The sequence below is a fragment of the Endothiovibrio diazotrophicus genome (genome assembly GCF_054657215.1).
The window spans coordinates 1-298 of sequence record NZ_BAAHXB010000350.1 but is presented as its reverse complement, the minus strand read 5'-3'; the positions used below and the strand labels follow the sequence as shown (position 1 = coordinate 298).

The 298-nt window shown below is 64.1% G+C and carries 1 protein-coding gene; it reads left to right on the top strand.

Annotation, left to right across the window (positions count from 1 at the left end; genetic code table 11):
• A partial coding sequence (locus ACYQ2W_RS26770; RefSeq protein ID WP_459874192.1) for a DUF4351 domain-containing protein occupies positions 1-184 on the top strand: 184 nt, incomplete at its 5' end.
• Positions 185-298 lie beyond the last annotated feature (114 nt).

Here is a 298-nt window from a genome sequence, read left to right as displayed (position 1 = left end):
CACCGAAGGGCGCAGAGAGGGTGAGATCGCGCTGTTGAAACGGCTGCTCTCGTTGCGCTTCGGCCCTCTTCCTGAGTGGGTCGACCAGCGCTTGGGCGAAGCCCCGCTGGAGATCCTGGAGCGCTGGGGGGAGCGCATTCTCGACGCGGAAACAATCGAGCAGGTGTTCGCCGAAAGGGATTGACGACCTTGGGGCCGTTCCCACAGGGAGAAAATCCGACCGCACGGCGCTGGATGGGCGATTAGACCGCGTGCCCCATCACCAAGCCGACGCCGAGCCGACGCCCGTTTGAATAAC